Origin of the sequence: Spongiibacter sp. (assembly GCF_041602295.1) — a bacterium.
Lineage (GTDB): Bacteria > Pseudomonadota > Gammaproteobacteria > Pseudomonadales > Spongiibacteraceae > Spongiibacter.
In genome coordinates, this window is record NZ_JBFIGO010000027.1 from 1 (window position 1) to 18,036 (window position 18,036).

The following is an 18,036-nucleotide window of genomic DNA, read 5'->3' on the forward strand; positions in this document are numbered from 1 at the left end:
CGTCGCAACATCGCCACTGCCACTGCGCAAGGCGCGTCGCAGCTGCTGAGCTTTGGCGGTGCCCATTCCAATCATTTGCACGCCCTAGCCGCCCTCGGCTTGGAGTTGGGCTGGCCAACTGCCGCATTTATTCGCGCCGACGCGGCGCAGAGTACCCCCTGTATGGATGATTTGCAGCGCTGGGGAATGCAGCTGCACCGCCTCAGTCGCAGTGAGTATCGTCGTCGTCATGATCCGGTGTTTGTGGAGTCGCTGTTGCAGGACTTTGAAAATCCCTACCTGATTCCCGAGGGGGGCGGCAATTTGGACGGTGCGCAGGGCTGTGCGGAGATCGCCGAGTTGCTGCCGCGGCGCGGTGCTGACTATGCCTTGATTATGATCGCCTGTGGAACGGGTACGACCTTGGCCGGGCTGGCGGCCGGCGTCGCCGACGGCGTGCAATTGCTGGGGGTGCCGGTACTCAAGGCGGAAGCGTTTATGGCGGGCGATATCCGCCGGCTGATTCTTCAGTTGGGAGCCGATCGGGGCAATTGGCGTTTGGATCACCGCTTTGTCGATCGCGGCTTCGGGCGCTTGAGCGAGGGTTTGGTGGATTTTATTCGCGGTTTTGAGTCGCGCCATGGGCTGCCTCTAGACCCGGTATACACCGCGAAATTGTTTTACGCCGTTGAGACTATGGCTGCCGCGGGGGAATTGGCAGATTACTCGCGTATTCTGGTGGTTCACAGCGGTGGCCTGCAAGGGCGGCGAGGTTATCCGGAGCTGTTTAGGGCTTGACGGGCTTAGGCCACTGATCGGGCACGACAAAGCAGCGATCTAAACTGGGGTTTATCAGCATGAGTGGTCGCTGTTGGGCGCGTTGTATTGTGGCGTCGTTAATCGGCAGGGCGCGCTCGTAGTCGGCGCTTAGCCACCGCGGTTTTTCCAGTAGCCGCCAGTCAAACTGGCTGCCTTGGCTCTGCCATTGTTGTGCCAGCGCAGATGCCCGCAGCCAGTGACCTCGGCAGTGCAGGGGGTGCAGGCCGGGAGTTTCTGCGGCTTGGCTGTCGGCGTAAAAGAGTATGCCCGCGATCCGTAGTCGGCGCTGGCAGTGGTCGATACCGAGATTGTGCAGAGTCTGGCGGCCAGCCTCGCTGAGTGACAGCTGCAGTTGATGGCGGTTGAGTCGCTCTAGCTTGCGGTCCAGGCGATCGGCGCTATTGGGGCCGCGCCAGGCACTCAGTGGCAGTTTGCCTGCGCCGGTGGCCAGGAAAAATTTTACCGCCAGTTCCAGGTGAATGGCCGCGCCGCTGTTTAGGTCGCGGTAGATAATGTCGAACTCTCCCAGGGTTTGGCCATTTTGGCGCACCGGGAGGTTGTGGGCGAGCAATTCGGTGTGGGGGTCTTGTTCGAGAAAGAAGTGCCACAGTGACTCAAAAACCAGGCCTAGCCGCGGACTTGCGCAGCGCCTTTGCAAGTGCTCGCGGAGCGCGCGGTCGTCGCGATCCAGTTCATCCAGCCAGTGGCGTCGCGCCGGGGTCAGCGGCAGTGGTGGCGCTTCGCTCAGGCCGGCCGAGGCCTGCAGCAGCGGTGTGGAAAAGCAGCTCCACGCCAGAGCGCGCAGCGTGGGCGAGCGATAGTGGTTAAGGTCCAGCGAGTTGATAGGGCGTATTCTCTTGGCGGATGCTGTGCGCAGAGTTTGCATTGTGTTCCCACAGGCTGGTTATAATGAGCGCCCCGCGCATGGCAGCAGTAATTATGGAACAGTTCCGCAATATAGGGGTCATCGGCCGTGAAGGCAACGGTGTCGCCGCGACGCTCAAACGGCTGTTGGACTACCTTCAGCAGCGCGAGCTCAGTGTTGTACTCGATGAGCAGGTCGCTGGCCTGATGGCCTCTCACGGCCTGCGGGTGTGCAGCCGGCGGATGATCGGCGAGATCTGCGATTTAATTATCGTGGTCGGTGGCGATGGCAGCCTATTGGGGGCTGCGCGCACCTTGGCCCGCCACAATGCGCCGGTATTGGGCGTGAATCGCGGTCGCCTGGGCTTTCTTACCGATATTTCGCCCGATGATATCGAAGCGCAGGTAGGGGCCGTGCTGGATGGCCACTACCGGCTGGAAAAGCGGTTTTTGCTCGATGTCGAGTTGATTCGCAGCGGTGAGCGCGTCGGCAAGGGGGATGCACTGAATGACGTAGTGCTAAATTCCGGCACCTCCGGCCATATGATGGAGTTTGAATTATTTGTCGATGGCGAGTTCGTTTATCGGCAGCGCTCAGATGGCGTGATTATTTCCACGCCGACGGGTTCGACCGCCTATTCACTGTCGGCTGGCGGGCCGATCATGCACCCGCGACTCGATGCGATTGTGATTGTGCCGATGTTCCCTCACACCCTTAGCAGCCGGCCGATTGTGATTGATGGCAAGAGCGAAATCAGTATGCTGGTGTGCGACTGCAACACTGCCCAGCCGCCGGTGACCTGTGATGGTCAGCTGCGCATGACCAGTCAGCCTGGCGATATTATCAATGTCCGTAAAAAGCCCCATCGCATGAAGTTGATCCACCCGCTGGACCACAGCTTCTATGCCAGTTGTCGAGATAAACTTGGTTGGGGCGCGCACCTGCCTGCCGGCGATGATGATGACTGACTACTTTATTGCGCTGCGTTTGCCTGTCACTGAGGATCTGGCCGATTTCTCGCGACTGCTTTGGCAGCGTGGGGTAGCCCACCATATTTCAGAAGACAGTGGCAGCCAGGTGTTGCGGGTCGGCGATCGAGAGCAGGTGGCCATAGTGCAGGGCTTGTATAAAAAACTGCACAGTGGTGAGCTGAGCCTGGGGCGCGCCGCCCCCCTTGTCGATGTGTCGCTGGCGTCGCGACCGGCGCCGTCGCCCGGTCGGCCGATGGTCCTGCTATTGCTGTTACTCAGTGTGTTGGGGGCCTTGCTGCCGGTTGTGGATCGCAGTTTTTCGCTGGTGTCATATCTCAGCTTTTATCCCCTGGATCTAGACAGTGGTCGGCTGGTGGCCAGTTGGCCCAGTGGGCAGTTGTGGCGCCTGTTGACGCCCATGTTCCTGCATTTTGGTGTGCTGCATATTGCGTTTAATGGTCTCTGGCTCTGGGAGTTGGGAGGGATGATTGAGCGGCGGCAGGGGGCGGCGACACTGCTGGCGGTGGTGGTACTGGTGGCGGCGTCTTCAAATATGGCTCAGGCGATGATGTCGGTGTCGCTGTTTGGCGGCATGTCCGGGGTTATCTATGGCCTGCTGGGCTACATCCTAGCGTGGAACCAGTTGCGTCGGGCAGAGGCCTTGCCTTTGGTGCCCGGCGTGGCGGTGGTCATGCTGGTGTGGTTGTTGCTTTGCCTGGCGGGCTTTACCCGCCTGCTGGGCTTGGGTGAAATTGCCAATACCGCCCATGTCAGCGGTCTGTTGATGGGTCTGCTGCTCGGTGCGGCGGCTGCATTTTTACGTCGGCGCCCGGCGTAAAAGCCCGGCGCTAGCTCTGGTATACTTCCTCTCTTTTTTATAGGCGGCCTGCGGAGGGCGCTATGGATTTTGAAAAACTGATCGACAACCTCGATCCGGAAATTTATGAGTCGCTCAAGCGCGCCGTTGAAATCGGCAAGTGGCCGGATGGACGGCCGTTGACCGCAGAGCAGCGCAGCCATTGCATGGATGCAGTCATTGCTTACGATCACCGTCGCAAGCCCGAGGGTGAGCGTGTCGGCGATATTGATATGGGTAGCAAGGCTCAGGGTGATAGCTGCAGTGGTCATGGCGACGCGGCGAGTGAAAAGCCGATTAAATGGACGGATTCTCAATGACCCAGTCTGCCGTGGCTGGTGCGGCGTCAAAAATGCGCACGGTGCTGGAGGATACCCAGCCCCAGTATACCTTGGTGCTCGGTGAAGATGCCGTGGTGATGAATAGCCTTATCGGCAGTACCCTGCGTTTGGCATACCGTCAGCAGATCAACTGTGTGCACTGTGGCCGCTTGACCAAAAAAAGTTTTAGTCAGGGTTATTGCTACCCGTGTTTTCAGCGCTTGGCGCAGTGCGACAGCTGTATTGTCAGTCCGGAAAAATGCCATTACTTTGCGGGCACATGCCGGGAGCCCGAGTGGGGCGAAAAGCACTGCATGGTTGACCACGTGGTCTACTTGGCCAATTCCTCGGGCGTGAAGGTGGGCATTACCCGCGGCACGCAGCTGCCGACCCGATGGATTGATCAGGGGGCGGTGGCTGCACTGCCGATATTCCGGGTTAGCACCCGCCAGCAGTCGGGTCTGGTCGAGAGCGTGTATAAATCGCATGTCGCTGATAAAACCAGCTGGCAGGCAATGCTCAAGGGGCCGCCGCCGGAGTATGATCTAGCGGCCCGCGGCGAGGAGTTGGCCCAGATTTGCCAGCCGGAGATCGAGGCGCTGCAGCAGCGTTTCGGTCTACAGGCGATTCAGCCTTTAACGGGGGGGCAGGTGCAACGTATCGACTACCCGGTGGTGGAGTATCCCAGTAAAGTGAAATCCTTTAATTTGGATAAAAACCCACTTGCTGAAGGTACCTTGATGGGTATAAAAGGCCAGTATCTTATCTTTGATACCGGTGTGATCAATATTCGCAAATACGGCGGTTATCACTTGGAAATTAGCAGTCCTGCGCTGTAGTTCAAGGCCGCCATTAGGAGAGTAGTATGCGCGACGCGCAGCCCCGCACAATTTACCTGAAAGACTACCGTGTTCCCGAGTACTTGATTGATAAAACTGCGCTGAGCTTTCGCTTGGGTGAGCAGTACACCGAGGTCAGTTCGCGTCTGCAGTTGCGCCGCAATCCTGCCGCAGAGCGCAATACCGTCGCGCCTTTGGAGCTGCATGGTGCAGAACTGGAACTGTTGTCGCTGGCGATCGACGGAACGCCATTGCTTGACGGGGACTGGCAGCGCGATGGCGAAATTCTGCGTATCGACGCGGTGCCTGAGCAGTTTGAGCTACAGTGTGTCACGCGTATTTACCCGCAGCGCAACACCTCTTTGGAAGGTCTGTATAAATCCAGTGGCATGTTCTGCACTCAGTGCGAGGCTGAGGGTTTTCGCAAAATTACCTACTACCTCGATCGTCCCGATGTGATGTCGGAGTTCGAAGTGGAGATTATCGCTGACGCCGAGGCCTACCCCGTGCTGTTGTCTAATGGCAATTGCGTGCTTAGCGAGCCTCTCGTCGACGGCATGCAGCGCAGCGTTTGGCACGACCCCTTCCCGAAGCCCGCTTATTTGTTTGCCTTGGTGGCGGGCAAGTTGTCGCGGATCAGCGACCGTTTTACCACCGCTAGTGGCCGCGATGTCGACTTGCATATTTACGTGGAAAAGAAAGACCTCGATAAATGCGAGCACGCGATGCAGTCCTTGAAAAATGCCATGCGTTGGGACGAGGAGGTCTACGGCCGGGAATACGACCTGGAGTTGTTTAATATCGTCGCTGTGGACGATTTCAATATGGGGGCGATGGAGAACAAAAGCCTCAATATTTTTAATACCTCTTGCGTGCTGGCCAAGCCCGAAACGACCACTGACGCGGGTTTTCAGCGAGTGGAAGGTGTCGTGGCCCACGAATATTTTCACAACTGGTCGGGCAATCGCGTGACTTGTCGCGACTGGTTTCAGTTGAGCCTCAAAGAGGGGTTCACGGTGTTTCGCGACGCGGCCTTCTCGGCCGATATGGGCTCGCCGACCGTGAAACGGGTCGAGGATGTGACGTTGCTGCGCACTGCTCAGTTTGCTGAAGACGGTGGCCCAATGGCCCACCCGGTGCGGCCCGACTCGTTTATTGAAATTTCTAATTTCTACACGGTGACGGTGTATGAAAAGGGCGCTGAGGTAGTGCGGATGATTCACACGCTGCTGGGCCCCGAGCGTTTTCGCGCCGGCAGTGACCTGTACTTTGATCGCCACGATGGCCAGGCGGTGACCTGTGAAGATTTTGTCAAGGCGATGGAGGATGCCAGCGGCGTCGATTTGACGCAGTTTCGCCGTTGGTATTCCCAGGCGGGCACTCCGCAGCTGACGGTGACTGGCGACTACGATGCTGAGCAGCAGAGCTATACCTTGACGGTGGCGCAGAGTTGCCCGCCGAGCCCGGGCCAACGGCAAAAAGAAGCTTTTCATATTCCCTTGGCGGTGGCGTTGTTGGGCGAGGCCGGACAATTGCCGCTGCAGCTGCGCGGCGCAGCCGCCAATGTCGAAAGCAGCGATAACACCGAGCTGGTGCTGGACGTTACCGAGTTTGAACAGCGCTTTGTATTTGACGGCGTGGGTGAAAAACCGGTGCCGAGTTTGCTGCGCGGTTTTTCCGCGCCAGTGAAGTTGGCGATGGCTTATCAGCGCGATGAGCTGTTGCGCATCATGCAGGTCGATGGCGACGGTTTTTGTCGCTGGGATGCCAGTCAGCAGCTGGGGCTGGCAGAAATTCGCACGGCGCTTGCTGCTCAGGCTGAAGGTGCTGAGGTGCAGGTGGCCGCTGACTATATTGAGGCCTGCGGCGGTTTGCTGCAGGACGGCAGTCTGGATCCGGCGATGGTTGCATTGATGTTGCAGCTGCCGTCAGAGGCCTATTTAGCCGAATTGATTTCACCCGTGGATGTTGCGGCGATTCACCGCGCTCGCGAGGCCCTGCGCGCCAATCTTGCAATGGCGTTGCGCGAGCCATTGTTGGCGACGTACCGGCAGTGTCACAGCGACGAGCCCTATCAGGCCAGTGCTGAACAGATTGCCCTGCGCAGTTTGAAGAATGTGGCGCTGTCCTATCTGATGGCGACCGCAGAGGGGCCGGAGCTGGCGCGACAGCAGTTTGAACGGAGCGCGAATATGACCGACCGTTTGGCCGCACTGAGCGCCATTGTAAACAGCGATATGGCCTATAAGTCGCAGGCACTGCAGCGTTTTTATCAAGATTGGCAGCACGAACCTCTGGTTATTAACCAGTGGTTCCAGGTGCAGGCGATGTGCAAGCTGCCCGGCACGTTAGAGCGTGTTGTGGAGCTGATGAGCCACCCCGCCTACGACCCTGGCAACCCGAACAAGGTGCGGGCCTTGGTGGGGGCTTTTTGTGGCCAAAATGCAGTGAATTTTCACCGCGAGGATGGTGCCGGCTACGCTTTCCTGACCGATCGGGTTATTGAGCTAAATAGCCGCAATCCGCAGATTGCCTCGCGCTTGTTGGGGCCGCTGACTAAATGGCGGAAATACTTGCCTGAGGTCCAGCAGCGAATGCGCGCGGAGCTGCGGCGCGTGCTGGCGGTGCCGACCTTGAGCAGCGATGTGTACGAGGTGGTGTCAAAGAGCCTCGAGGGAGAGTAAGCATAAAAATCAGTTTTGTTATAACTATATTCGCTTTTGTTATAACTGACTGATTTATATAGACTTTTCTTGTTTTATTGCGGATTTGTGGTAAGGTTGCCGACCTTGTAATTAGCAGTGATAACTATCATGGATCTGGATCTCGACGCGCTGAACGCCGAACTGCGCGACAAATCGGCAGAGGACATTATTCGCTGGGCGGTGTCGCTGGGCGAGCCGGCGATGTCGTCGACCAGTTTTTCGCAGAACGCGGCGGTGATGCTCAAGTTGGTTACCGATGTTGATCCACAGATGCCAATTGTGTGGGCGGACAGCGGCTATAATGTGCCGGATACTTATCGCGTTGCAGAAAAGTTGATTAAGCTGCTCAAGCCCAATTTGAAGGTGTATATCCCGGAAATGACGGCCGAGCGCCGCAACGCGCTGATGGGGGGGATTCCGCACCCGGATGACAATCCTGATTTACACCGCGAGTTTACCCGCCAAGTTAAATTAGAGCCCTTTAATCGCGCCTTTGATGAGCTCAAGCCGAAGATTTGGCTGACCGGTATCCGCAAGGAAGAAACCGCGTTTCGACAGAGTTTGGACGTGCTGTCCTGGGACGGCCGAGGTATTCTTAAAGTGGCGCCGATTTTTTACTGGAGTGAGCAGGATGTGCAGGCCTATATGGAGGCCCACCAGCTGCCCAGCTGCAAACACTACTTTGACCCCACCAAGGTGGCTGAAAATCGCGAGTGCGGCCTGCACACATCGGCCTGAACCCGCAGACTTTTTCCCGGCGCCGCAGTTCGCTATGCTGGCGTCTAACTCGTTGATGGCCAAAGCATGTATTCGCTGATTCGCCCGCTACTGTTTCGCCTGTCGGCGGAAACCGCTCACAATGTCTCTCTCAAGGCCTTGTCGGCCGCCCATCGCCTGGGGTTGTCGGGCTTGTTGGCTGCCCGCCCGGAGCCTTGTCCAGTAGAGGTGATGGGAATTCGCTTCCCCAACCCGGTGGGCTTGGCGGCAGGCCTGGATAAAGACGCCCGCCATATCGACGCGCTGGCGGCCTTGGGTTTTGGTTTTATTGAGGTGGGTACGGTGACTCCGCGGCCGCAGCCGGGTAACCCCGGGCCGCGGCTGTTCCGCCTGCCTGCAGCCGAGGCCATTATTAACCGCATGGGTTTTAATAACCGTGGTGTTGACGCCCTGGTGGCGGCGGTAACAGCCAGTCATTACGACGGCGTGCTGGGCATTAATATCGGTAAAAACAAAGATACTCCGGCTGAGCAGGCGGTTGATGACTACCTGTACTGCCTGCGCAAGGTTTATCCGCTGGCGAGCTATGTCACGGTAAATTTGTCCTCGCCGAATACGCCTGGGTTGCGCGATCTGCAGTTTGGCGAGCCCTTGCGGCTGTTGTTGCAAGCGCTCAAGGCCGCCCAGCTAGCACTGGCAGAAGAGCACGGCCGCTATGTGCCGCTGGCGGTGAAGATTGCGCCAGATATGGTTGACGAAGATGTTCGCGACGTCGCGAGAACTTTTGTTGAGACCGGCATCGATGCGGTGATTGCTACCAATACGACCATTTCTCGAGAGGCGGTTGCAGGGCTGCTGCACGCTGAGGAGGCCGGTGGTTTGAGTGGCGCACCGGTGCGTGAGGCGGCGACGCGAGTGGTGCGGATTCTCGCCGATGAGCTGGCCGGCCGCCTGCCGATTATCGGGGTTGGCGGCATTGCCAGCGCCGAGGCTGCTGCGGAAAAGGTTGAGGCCGGCGCTGCATTGTTGCAGGTGTACACCGGGTTTATTTACCGTGGCCCGGCGTTAATTCGCGATGCGGTGCGGGGTGCCAGCACGGTATTGAGGGCCACGCGGGGTGGGTAACGCCGCGTTATTAGAGGCTTTCAGCGTTGCGGTGACGACGTTTTTTGCCACTATAGGCCCGGTGGATGTGGCGGCGATGTTCGCGATTTTTGCCGGTGGTTTGGATGAGCGCGAGCGCCGTCTAACGGCGGTTCGCGGGGTGTTGATTGCCGGCGCTATCCTGCTGCTGTTTGCCCTGCTGGGCGACTGGATTCTCAATATGCTCGGTATATCACTGGCGGCACTGCGGGCTGCGGGTGGCGTACTGCTGTTGTTAATCGGTATTGAGATGGTGGCCGCCAAGGGTAGCGGCGCGACCACTACCACGACAGAGGAAAGCCGCGAGGCAGAGTTAAAGGCCGATATCGCCGTCTTTCCTTTGGCGACGCCGCTGATCGCCGGGCCCGGTGCCATTGGTGCAGTGATTCTGTTGATGGCCCATGCCGAGGGCAATTATGCCGAACAGGCGGTGGTGCTGATGGCGCTGGCTCTGGTGTTGTTGCTGACTCTGGCGGCGCTGCTGCTGGCCAGTCAGTTGCAGACCTTGCTCGGTGTGACCGGGATGCATATGGTGAGCCGGGTATTCGGTGTGTTGCTTTGTGCGCTGGCAATGCAGTTTTTATTCGACGGCATTGCCCAGAGCGGCTTGCTGGGTGGGGTGGCTACGCCGCCAGCGGCTAGCGGCGCATGATGGCGCCGGTTAGCGGCGGCTAAAGGGCTGACCGATATCCACGACTTCGGGGCCTTCAAACAACAGTTTGGCGCGTTTCATTGAGACGCTGCACAGGGGTTTTTTTGGCAGGCCCAATTCGCGCAATGTTTTTGCCAGTGGATGCTGGTCGCCAATACTCGGCAGTGCGCCGCCAAGGCTGAAGCGCAGGCCTTCGCCCTCGGTAATGCCGATAGTTTTCCAGGCGCGGCCGTTGCGCACGGCTAATGATGGTGCCTGCTGGGCGCCAGCGCTGATGTTGCCGCCGGCCTTGGCGGTGATTTCGAAAACCAGTTGTTGGTCATCAGTAAAGCGTGCGCGCGCTTGTTGTTCATCAATTTGAATGTCGACATCGGTTACCCATTTGGGAAAGCCCCAGATAAAGCGTCCGGCGTGGGTGGTGAAGCCTTGATTGACCGGCATGCGGTAAACATAGTTGGCCAGCTTGCCGCGCAGCACTCGCCACAGCGCGCCAACTATCGGCAGCGGCGCTGATTCGCCGGGTGTGGTTACCGGGAAAACGATTGCCGCCTCGTTGTAGTCCCCCAGATCGTTTTCTCGATAGTCCACGGCCAGTAGTTGCATCAGCGCCTTGCCCGGCCATAATTTGACGACCTTGAAGCCGGTATCGGCGATTAGCGACTGGGCAACTTTACTGTCGACCGCGAAAATGTTCATCAGCATAGAGGCGTCGTTGACGCGCACCGGCAGGCTGACCTCGCGGCCGTCAATTTGGTAGTGGCCGGGGCCGCGCTGCTGGCAAACCTCGTCGGTGTTGCAATTGCCGACAGCCTGCTCGCTGGCGTGGATGTGCGTGTCTTGCATGGTGTGTCCCGTATTATCGTTATCGTTGGGTGATTGTAGGCACAGTCGTCAAAATGTGACATTACGGTGCTGTAATGGCGCCAAGTCAGCGCCAGTTTACTATGCCCTAGCCCGGCAATAGGGGATAATGACCGTCTTTGTTAACGCTGCCAGTGCTGGTCGAGAGGGAGTTTTTATGGCTGCATTTCCACGTTTTAAACCGTTGATGCCGGAACTATCAGCGGGTCGGAATATCGGTGTTGCTGAATTGGGTTTGCGCGGCTCGCTGCGCCTTGCTCAAACTGTGGCCAAAGTGTACCCGCAGGCCCTGAAGTGGTTGTTGCAGTGGCGCCAGCCGCGTCCTGCCGAGCTGCGTGAGTTGTTCGAGGCGCTGGGTGCGACCTATATTAAGTTCGGGCAGTTTATTGCCAGCTCGCCCTCCATTTTTCCCAAGGACTATGTCGATGAATTTCAGTCCTGCCTCGATCAAACACCGGCGATTGCGTTTAGCAAAATCCGTCAGATTGTGGAACAGGACCTCGGGCGACCACTGGAAGCGTTGTTTGACGAGTTTGATGAACAGGCGTTGGCGTCGGCATCAATTGCGCAGGTACATGCCGCGCGCCTGAAGAGTGGCGAAGATGTGGTGGTCAAGGTGCAAAAGCCCGGTGTGCGGGCGGTGCTGACCACGGATATGAACACAGTGTATTTGCTGACACGGGTGTTGGAGTTGATCGTACCGAATACTGACCGGGATGCCGTGGCGGGCTTGGTATCAGAGATGTACCAGGCGATGATCGATGAGTGCGATTTTATTAAGGAAGCCGAAAATCTGCGGGTTTTCCGGCAGTTTCTCGCTGATACTGGCAATACCCAGGTTGTTGCGCCTAAGCCCTATGCCCAGGTGTCGTCAGCGCGAGTGCTAACCATGGAGCGCTTCTACGGTTCGGCACTCACCGATCAGGGCTTGTCGGTAGCGGGCGGGGGGCGCGACCCCAGCGAAGGTTTGTTCAATGCACTCAATACCTGGTTTGCCAGCCTGACTCAGTGTCCATTTTTTCACGCAGATCTACACAGCGGTAATTTGCTGCTGTTGGACGACGGCCGCGTCGGCTTTATTGATTTTGGTATGGTCGGCCGCATCCGGCCGGAAGCTTGGCAGGCAATGTTTAGTTTGTTTGCGGGCGTTAGTCAGCAAGACTATCGAATGATGGCCGAGGCGATGGTGACGGTGGGGATTACCCGCGATGCCGTGGATGTGGACGCGCTGAGCCGCGATATTGCCGCCCTGTTCGAAAACCTGAACGCCGTAGATCCGGTGAGTGTGTTGGAGAATCAGTCGGGGGATGGTATCAACGCCTTGCTGAGCGACCTGGGCGCGATTGCTCGCAATTACGGTATACGCTTTCCGCGTTCTTTCACTATGCTGCTGAAGCAGTTCCTCTATTTTGACCGCTATGTCGAGTTGTTGGCGCCGGGGGTTGACCTGTTTCGCGATGAGCGCGTTGAAATGATGTTAAGTCATTGAATAAAAATAGCTAATTCTTCTTTTTCCGAATGTTCAGTAAGTAGTACACACGATACTTTTTAGCTGTGCCCTAGGTTTAACTACGTCACATATAGGGAGTGTAGCGCTTGTTGTTGCCTTGCTGGTGTGCATTGGCAGTTGCCGGGGATTGAGGTGCGACTGCTGTTGTACAAGTCCGTGTCTTGGCGCCGATCTGCGATCCTCAACCCTACAGTTCTTTGAATCACTTTTCACCGTATGCGACGGAGTGGGTCGCGGCAGGTTGGATGTGAGTCGCGGCTTAACCGTTGGAGCGCTGGCTGTTTGGCGGTACCGAGTCCCACTGTGGGACATGGATAAGCGGTATTTGGCAGTTGTAAAGGGAGGAGTGTGGTGATGGGTGACCTACCTGAGTCGGTCGACGACAAGTTATTGTTGGCTGAAGAAGGCATCAATGACGACAAGCGAGTCTATGCCGAGCCTTGGAAGCTGCTTGTGGTGGACGACGAGAAGGTTGTGCATGTTGTTACGCGCCTGGCGCTGGAAGATTTTGAGCTGGGTGGTCGCGGATTACAGATGATCAGCGCCTATTCCGCAGAGGAGGCCAGGGAGCTGATGCAGCATCATGGCGATATCGCGGTGGTGCTGCTAGATGTCGTCATGGAAACGGAGCACGCCGGTCTGGAGTTGGTGCACTGCATTCGCGAAGAACTGAATAACCGCATGGTGCGTATTATTCTGCGCACTGGCCAGGCGGGACAGGCGCCCGAGCACGAAGTGATTATTCGCTATGACATTAATGACTACAAGGAAAAGACCGAGCTAACGCGGCAAAAGTTGTTCTCTTCCGTATATACCGCATTGCGCTCATATCGGGATTTGACCGCCCTGGACAATAATCGCCGTGGTTTGTTGCGGGTTATTGAAGCCTCCGCAGAAATATTCGAACGCCGTCATATGCAGGCGTTTTATGAGGGGGTGTTGGAGCAGTTAATCGCGTTGCTTTACCTCAATAGTGATGCCATGTTGGTTCGCGCTTCGGGAATGATTGCCAATGCCTGCGATGCTTCGGAGCGACAATTGCAGGTGTTGGCATCGTCGGGGCGTTTTCGGCAGTATAGTGGCACCATCAAATGCGATGTTTTGGATCGAGAGACGCAGGATCGTCTTCAATGTGCGATTAATGGCAAGTCCAATAATTATGGCGATAATTACTGGGTAAGCTACTACTGTACAAAGGCAGGTGTTGAGCAGCTGTTATACGTGTCTGCGCGTGACAGTTTTTCTGTGCCGGATGTTCATATGATTGAATTGTTTGTGAGAAATGTGGCGATTGCTCATGACAATGTTGAGCTGATGGAGCGCCTTAGAGGCGGATAATATGCTTGCGATGCAGGGAGTGAACTGTGGCTATTGATGACCGACTTATGTTGGCAACAGAAGCAATTGAAGGGGGTAAGCACTCGGCATCGCCGTTGACACAGGCGTGGAAAGTTCTGATCGTTGACGACGAAGAAGAAATTCACGTGGTGACACGATTGGCCCTGCACGATTTCAGTTTCGGCGGCCGCAACCTGGAATTCATTAGTGCCTATTCTGGCGCTGAAGCGCGTCAGGTGATTCACGACAATCCTGATGTTGCCATTATTTTGTTGGATGTCGTGATGGAAACCGATAGCGCCGGACTGGATGTCGCGCAGTATATTCGCCAGGAATTGGGCAATCACTTTGTGCGCATTATCTTGCGTACCGGTCAGCCGGGCCTGGCTCCGGAGCGGCGGGTGCTCAAGGTTTACGATATCAATGACTACCGCGCCAAAACTGAACTCACCCAGGATCGCTTGTTCTCGGTTATTTATACCGCGCTATCCTCCTATCGCGATTTAGTGTCTCTGGCTCGCAGCCGTCATCAGTTGATTGGCCTCGTCAATGAAATCGAGCAGCTGTCCCACCTGGCAGCGAGGGATCTGCAAGTCCCCCTCAATGACGTGGTCAGTACTATGCGCAGTTTGACCGGCCCCCAGGATCCACCGCTGCCACAGGCCGCAGCAGAGTCATTGGTGGAAATGCGCGACAATATTTATGCGATGCAGTCTGCGCTCAACAAATTGGTGGCGCTGACCTCGGTTGGGCGATTCAACGAGAGCCGCGAGAGTGTCGACTGCAATGCCGTTGTTCACGAAGTGTTAGTTAATTTGGATGCGGAGTTTCGAGCCAGTCACGCGAATCTACACAGTGAAACCTTGCCCACCATTTACGCCTGCCATCGCCAGATGGTGCAGTTATTCCAAAACCTGATTAGCAATGCCATTCGTTTTACCGAGGGGCGGGCCCCGGAGATTTACATCAATGCGGTTACCCATGAGCGCAACTGGTTGTTTTCGGTGACCGATGCCGGCTCAGGTATTAGTCCGGAACAGCACAGCAGTTTGTTTAATTTGTTCCATCGCGACAGTACTGCCGGTGTCTCGCGGGAGTCGGGTGTAGGGCTGGCCATTTGTGAAAAAATTGTGCGCTGGCACGGTGGTAAAATATGGTTGGATTCAGAGGTTGGCAAGGGGTCAACTTTCTATTTCACCATTCCGCTCACAGAATAGTGCGGAGGCCTCGATGAGGGCTGAATGGGTTTTGTCGAGTCTCTCTCAGGCACTGTTGTGTGTCGATGGAGAGGGCACTATCAACTACCTCAACGCTGCCGCAGAGCAGCTGCTGAACTGCGATCATCACACAGTCTTGGGCTTGCCGCTGGAATCGGCGTTGCCATTGCGCAGCGACAAGGGTGAGGCGCTTAAGCCGGCACTGCTGAACGAGCTGGCCAGTGCTGGGGGCGAGGTTAAGCTGCGTACTTCCGGCATCGATGGTCGTGAGGCGGTGATGTCACTGAAGGTCGAGGTGGTGCGGGGCGACGGCGGTGAGCCGGCCGGCTTCGTGTTGCTTCTTGCTAGTCATGCGACGGCTAGCAGTGCGGCTGCGGAGGTGATTAATCACCTCGATCCGCTGACCTCACTGATGGGGCGCCGGGAGTTTGAACGGCGAATCGACAATTTGGTTAACGATGCCGCGACCAGCTCTCGCAGCCATGCCTTGTTGTACATCGATATTGATCAGTTCAAGTTGATTAATGATACCAGCGGCCACGGTGCGGGCGACAACTTGATTAAGGCCGTGGGCGAATGTTTGAGTGCCGAGCTATTTGCCGGTGACCTGCTTTATCGCTTGGGTGGCGATGAGTTCGGCGTGCTGCTGTGTAATGTTGATAGCTTTGAGGCGAAGGCGACGGCCACTCGGCTGGTTCGCGCGGTGAAGCGAATGGATTTCGTGTGGAGTAATATCAGTCACCGGGTGTCGATCAGTGTCGGCGTGGTGTTGATCGATCAATACACGCTCGAGCGCCAAGCGGTGATGAGTCAGGCGGATGTGGCAATGTATACCGCCAAGGAGAACGGTCGGGGGCGGGTACATCTCTACGATGTCCATGATAAGAATCTCAGTCGTCTACACGACGAAATGGATTGGGTTCATCGCATTAATCAGGCGCTCAGCAAGAACGAATTCTGTTTGGTTAACGAAGGCATTGTGCCCCTGGGGGACAATGCGCGCGCTGATGCATGCCGGCACAGCGAATTGTTGGTGCGTATGTGCTACAAGGGCGAGCTGCTCAGCCCGGGGCAGTTTATGCCGGCGGCGGAGCGCTTTGGGTTGATGCCGCAAATAGACCGCTGGGTGGTTCAGGCCGTTTTTGATTATCTGATCGCCAATCCACAATTGCGTGCCGGTGAGGTGATGTTCTCGGTCAATATTTCGGGTCAGTCGCTGTGCCAGGAATCCTTTCTTGAATTTGTTTACCGCAATCTGCGTCGGGGCAATGTCGACCCCAGCTTGATCTGTTTTGAGATTACCGAAACCGTGGCAATCACTAATTTCTCGGTAGTGACGCGGTTTATGGAGCGAGTGCACGAACTCGGAGGTTTGTTTGCCCTCGATGACTTTGGTACTGGTATGTCGTCGTTTGGTTATTTACAGGAATTGGCGGTGGACTTTGTGAAAATAGATGGCTTGTTTGTGCACGATATCGATAAAAATCCCATTCACGAGGCCATGGTGCGTTCGATCAACGACATCAGCCATGTACTTGGCAAAAAGACTATCGCCGAGTTTGTGGAAAGTCAGGTTGTGCACGACAAGTTGGCGGCGATGGGGGTGGATTTCAGCCAGGGCTATTTACATGGCCGGCCAGTTGCGCTGATCCATGGGGCTGGCCAGTGAGGCGGCTGTGGCGCTGATATTCGTCGAAAAGCCACATTAAGTTGCTTTTTTTGCTCTAGTTCACACTCTTTTGCCGTGTTATAACTGAAGTTAACGGATGGTAACTGGCGCCAGTTGGTGTGTCAGAGGCGGATAGTAAGAGAGTGTCGATGCTGCTTGAAAAACAATGTAAGTCTCTAAGCGATAAAATCTTTCGCGCCCCCACTGCGGGAGTGGAACAGCGCAGTGTGGCAACGATAGACCCCCGTGAGGCCTCGGCGGAAGGCAGTGGTGTTAGTCGCGAGGATGTGGAGGCGATCTGGAGCAAGGCCGAGGCCTTGCACCAAAGTGGCATGCATCCCATGGTGAGCATGACCCTGCGCAGGGGCGGTAACATGCTGCTCAATCGCTGTATTGGTTTTGCCGATGGCCTAGAGCAGGGGACGCCTCGGGCCGCGGAATTGGATACGCCTGTTTGTTTGTTTTCTGCATCCAAGGTTGTCACGGCGGTGCTGGTGCACAAGCTGGCCGAGGACGGTTTGCTCGATCTGCTCAACCCGGTGAGTTACTACATCCCCGAATTCGCTCAGAGCGGTAAGGCGAATATCACCATTTATCAGCTGCTATCGCACCGAGCAGGGGTGCCGGGGGTGCCGCCTGGCACGCCCACTGATATTTTGTTTGACCCACAGGCGGCACTGCAGAGAATTTGTGCAGAGCCACCCCTGTGTGAAGACGGCCGCGTGGTGGCCTACCATGCGATTACTGGTGGCTTTGTGCTGGCCGAGCTCATTCGCGTGTGCAGCGGTATGGATATCAATGCCTATCTTGATAAAGTGATTCGCAAGCCGATGGGGATGCGGTATTTCCGCTATGGCCTTGAGGAGGCGGACCACGGCGAGGTGGCGCGCAATTATATCAGTGGCTTGCCAAATGTCGGGCTGGTGGGCAGGCACCTGCAAAAAGTGCTGGGCGCCGATGTCGACGAAGTGGTGGAATTATCTAATACGCCTGGTTTTCTCAGTGCGCAGATCCCCGCCGGCAATCTCTACGCGACCGCGGAAGAAAGCAGCCGTTTCTTCCAGATGCTACTGCAGCAGGGTGAGTGGCAGGGGCAGCAAATTTTGTCGCCGCTTACGGTTAATCGATTGACCCGCGAGGCGGGGCGGCCACAGTTTGATCGCTCGCTGATTATTCCCATGCGCTATAGCGCTGGGGCGATGCTTGGTGGTCGCTATGTCGGTGTTTATGGGCGTAATACCCCCTATGCCTATGGGCATTTAGGTTTTTCAAATATTTTGTGTTGGGCCGATCCGCAGCGCGATATTTCAGTGTCGATTCTCAACACCGGTAAGCCGGTGGTCGGCAAGCATATTTTGAGCTTGTTGGGCCTGGTTGACGCCGTTAGTCAGCGCTGCGCGCCGTGTCGCGATGTCGAGGACTTAAACAGCAAACTGCAGAGATATTCGCTTAAAACGTCATAATTTTATTGTTTGATGATTTTGTTATCATGCTGCCCCATAATGGTGGCTGGCACTGCGAGACTAAATGGTGATGCGCTCGTGCCCCGCTTGGCCGGCTGATACCGCAAGGCCA

At 56.5% G+C, this 18,036-nt stretch carries 16 protein-coding genes; 14 read left to right on the forward strand and 2 right to left on the reverse strand.

The features are described from left to right. A partial coding sequence (locus ABYM29_RS06770; RefSeq protein ID WP_372863772.1) for a 1-aminocyclopropane-1-carboxylate deaminase/D-cysteine desulfhydrase occupies window positions 1–777 on the forward strand: 777 nt, incomplete at its 5' end. Here ABYM29_RS06770 and ABYM29_RS06775 read toward each other — a convergent pair. Further along, window positions 767–1,684, reverse strand: coding sequence for a DUF1853 family protein (locus ABYM29_RS06775; protein ID WP_372863775.1), 918 nt, complete (start codon window positions 1,682–1,684; stop codon window positions 767–769). The two genes, ABYM29_RS06770 and ABYM29_RS06775, sit on opposite strands and share 11 nt — an antisense overlap. Window positions 1,685–1,737: 53 nt before the next feature. Here ABYM29_RS06775 and ABYM29_RS06780 point away from each other — a divergent pair, with 53 nt between their 5' ends. The 8 genes from ABYM29_RS06780 to ABYM29_RS06815 all read left to right on the forward strand — a co-directional run bounded on the left by ABYM29_RS06780 (window position 1,738) and on the right by ABYM29_RS06815 (window position 9,866). Beyond that, window positions 1,738–2,631 (forward strand): NAD(+) kinase, encoded by an 894-nt coding sequence (locus tag ABYM29_RS06780; RefSeq protein WP_372863846.1) that lies wholly within the window; start codon window positions 1,738–1,740, stop codon window positions 2,629–2,631. Beyond that, a complete protein-coding gene (locus ABYM29_RS06785; protein ID WP_372863777.1) occupies window positions 2,624–3,472 on the forward strand; it encodes a rhomboid family intramembrane serine protease in 849 nt (282 codons plus the stop codon). Before ABYM29_RS06780 ends, ABYM29_RS06785 begins: the two co-directional genes overlap by 8 nt. 62 nt (window positions 3,473–3,534) lie before the next feature. Further along, window positions 3,535–3,810: a YeaC family protein gene (locus ABYM29_RS06790; RefSeq protein WP_372863780.1), complete on the forward strand. Its 276-nt coding sequence runs from the start codon at window positions 3,535–3,537 to the stop codon at window positions 3,808–3,810. Continuing rightward, window positions 3,807–4,649: a DUF2797 domain-containing protein gene (locus tag ABYM29_RS06795; RefSeq protein ID WP_372863783.1), complete on the forward strand. Its 843-nt coding sequence runs from the start codon at window positions 3,807–3,809 to the stop codon at window positions 4,647–4,649. The genes ABYM29_RS06790 and ABYM29_RS06795 overlap by 4 nt, the downstream gene beginning before the upstream one ends. Window positions 4,650–4,675: 26 nt before the next feature. After that, window positions 4,676–7,333, forward strand: coding sequence for an aminopeptidase N (gene pepN, locus ABYM29_RS06800; RefSeq protein WP_372863787.1), 2,658 nt, complete (start codon window positions 4,676–4,678; stop codon window positions 7,331–7,333). Between the two features lie 129 nt (window positions 7,334–7,462). Further along, window positions 7,463–8,092, forward strand: coding sequence for a phosphoadenosine phosphosulfate reductase family protein (locus tag ABYM29_RS06805; protein ID WP_372863790.1), 630 nt, complete (start codon window positions 7,463–7,465; stop codon window positions 8,090–8,092). 66 nt (window positions 8,093–8,158) lie between these two features. Continuing rightward, complete coding sequence (locus ABYM29_RS06810; protein ID WP_372863791.1) at window positions 8,159–9,196, forward strand: quinone-dependent dihydroorotate dehydrogenase; 1,038 nt, start codon at window positions 8,159–8,161, stop codon at window positions 9,194–9,196. Beyond that, complete coding sequence (locus ABYM29_RS06815) at window positions 9,189–9,866, forward strand: MarC family protein (RefSeq protein ID WP_372863794.1); 678 nt, start codon at window positions 9,189–9,191, stop codon at window positions 9,864–9,866. The genes ABYM29_RS06810 and ABYM29_RS06815 overlap by 8 nt, the downstream gene beginning before the upstream one ends. Before the next feature lie 9 nt (window positions 9,867–9,875). Here ABYM29_RS06815 and ABYM29_RS06820 read toward each other — a convergent pair whose 3' ends face one another. Continuing rightward, a complete protein-coding gene (locus ABYM29_RS06820; protein WP_372863797.1) occupies window positions 9,876–10,709 on the reverse strand; it encodes an acetoacetate decarboxylase family protein in 834 nt (277 codons plus the stop codon). Window positions 10,710–10,884: 175 nt separating this feature from the next. Between ABYM29_RS06820 and ABYM29_RS06825 the strand changes: the two genes are divergently transcribed. The 5 genes from ABYM29_RS06825 (at window position 10,885) to ABYM29_RS06845 (ending at window position 17,924) form a co-directional block, all read left to right on the forward strand. After that, a complete protein-coding gene (locus ABYM29_RS06825) occupies window positions 10,885–12,216 on the forward strand; it encodes an ABC1 kinase family protein (RefSeq protein WP_372863799.1) in 1,332 nt (443 codons plus the stop codon). Between the two features lie 375 nt (window positions 12,217–12,591). After that, window positions 12,592–13,575: a DUF3369 domain-containing protein gene (locus ABYM29_RS06830; RefSeq protein WP_372863802.1), complete on the forward strand. Its 984-nt coding sequence runs from the start codon at window positions 12,592–12,594 to the stop codon at window positions 13,573–13,575. A gap of 26 nt (window positions 13,576–13,601) precedes the next feature. Beyond that, a complete protein-coding gene (locus ABYM29_RS06835; RefSeq protein ID WP_372863804.1) occupies window positions 13,602–14,792 on the forward strand; it encodes an ATP-binding protein in 1,191 nt (396 codons plus the stop codon). Window positions 14,793–14,805: 13 nt separating this feature from the next. After that, window positions 14,806–16,461 carry a putative bifunctional diguanylate cyclase/phosphodiesterase gene (locus tag ABYM29_RS06840; RefSeq protein WP_372863806.1) on the forward strand — a complete coding sequence of 552 codons (1,656 nt, stop codon included), beginning with the start codon at window positions 14,806–14,808 and terminating at the stop codon, window positions 16,459–16,461. 149 nt (window positions 16,462–16,610) lie between these two features. Beyond that, window positions 16,611–17,924 carry a serine hydrolase domain-containing protein gene (locus ABYM29_RS06845; RefSeq protein WP_372863808.1) on the forward strand — a complete coding sequence of 438 codons (1,314 nt, stop codon included), beginning with the start codon at window positions 16,611–16,613 and terminating at the stop codon, window positions 17,922–17,924. The last annotated feature ends 112 nt before the right edge of the window (window positions 17,925–18,036 follow it).

Bases quoted from the DNA above. Each gene is read 5' to 3' on its own strand.
- ABYM29_RS06775 (WP_372863775.1), bottom strand. From the start codon at position 1,684: ATGCAAACTCTGCGCACAGCATCCGCCAAGAGAATACGCCCTATCAAC.
- ABYM29_RS06780 (WP_372863846.1), top strand. From the start codon at position 1,738: ATGGAACAGTTCCGCAATATAGGGGTCATCGGCCGTGAAGGCAACGGT.
- ABYM29_RS06785 (WP_372863777.1), top strand. From the start codon at position 2,624: ATGACTGACTACTTTATTGCGCTGCGTTTGCCTGTCACTGAGGATCTG.
- ABYM29_RS06790 (WP_372863780.1), top strand. From the start codon at position 3,535: ATGGATTTTGAAAAACTGATCGACAACCTCGATCCGGAAATTTATGAG.
- ABYM29_RS06795 (WP_372863783.1), top strand. From the start codon at position 3,807: ATGACCCAGTCTGCCGTGGCTGGTGCGGCGTCAAAAATGCGCACGGTG.
- pepN (WP_372863787.1), top strand. From the start codon at position 4,676: ATGCGCGACGCGCAGCCCCGCACAATTTACCTGAAAGACTACCGTGTT.
- ABYM29_RS06805 (WP_372863790.1), top strand. From the start codon at position 7,463: ATGGATCTGGATCTCGACGCGCTGAACGCCGAACTGCGCGACAAATCG.
- ABYM29_RS06810 (WP_372863791.1), top strand. From the start codon at position 8,159: ATGTATTCGCTGATTCGCCCGCTACTGTTTCGCCTGTCGGCGGAAACC.
- ABYM29_RS06820 (WP_372863797.1), bottom strand. From the start codon at position 10,709: ATGCAAGACACGCACATCCACGCCAGCGAGCAGGCTGTCGGCAATTGC.
- ABYM29_RS06825 (WP_372863799.1), top strand. From the start codon at position 10,885: ATGGCTGCATTTCCACGTTTTAAACCGTTGATGCCGGAACTATCAGCG.
- ABYM29_RS06830 (WP_372863802.1), top strand. From the start codon at position 12,592: ATGGGTGACCTACCTGAGTCGGTCGACGACAAGTTATTGTTGGCTGAA.
- ABYM29_RS06840 (WP_372863806.1), top strand. From the start codon at position 14,806: ATGAGGGCTGAATGGGTTTTGTCGAGTCTCTCTCAGGCACTGTTGTGT.
- ABYM29_RS06845 (WP_372863808.1), top strand. From the start codon at position 16,611: ATGCTGCTTGAAAAACAATGTAAGTCTCTAAGCGATAAAATCTTTCGC.